Below are 478 nucleotides of genomic sequence, written 5' to 3'. Positions count from 1 at the left end.
GTGCATCGCCACGCGCCGCCACGCGGGCGAGCGCCGGTACTCGCTCAGGTCGACCTCGAACGCTTGATCGAAGTCGCGCGCGAGCATCGCCTCGACTTCGGCGGCGAAGCCCGCGTCGACGGTCAGCACCATGATCTCGAAATTCAGCCGGAACGAACGGTTGTCGAGGTTCGCGCTGCCGACGGCGGCGGCCGCCCGGTCGATCAGCACGACCTTCTGGTGCAGGAAGCCGGGGCGGTAGCGGAAGATCCGCACGCCCGCGTCGACGAGATCGCGCGCATAGAGCTTCGACGCTTCGAAAACGACATAGTGATCGCGCCGGCTCGGAATCATCACCCGCACGTCCACGCCGCGCATCACCGCGAGCTTCAGCGCGGAAATCACCGCTTCGTCGGGCACGAGGTAGGGCGTCGTGATCCACACGCGCTCGCGCGCGGCGTTGATCGCCTCCGCGAAGAAGAGCGAGCCCGTCTCCTGC

1 protein-coding gene is annotated in these 478 nt (G+C 67.6%); it reads right to left on the bottom strand.

The genetic code is table 11. From position 1 onward, the window contains the following. Positions 1–478 (bottom strand): phospholipase D-like domain-containing protein (locus tag J5M67_RS28190; RefSeq protein WP_243434933.1); only part of this gene is annotated, 478 nt, incomplete at both ends.

Source organism: Pseudomonas sp. 30_B, from assembly GCF_017491605.1.
Lineage (GTDB): Bacteria > Pseudomonadota > Gammaproteobacteria > Pseudomonadales > Pseudomonadaceae > Pseudomonas.
This window is presented reverse-complemented; position numbering and strand designations above follow the sequence as displayed.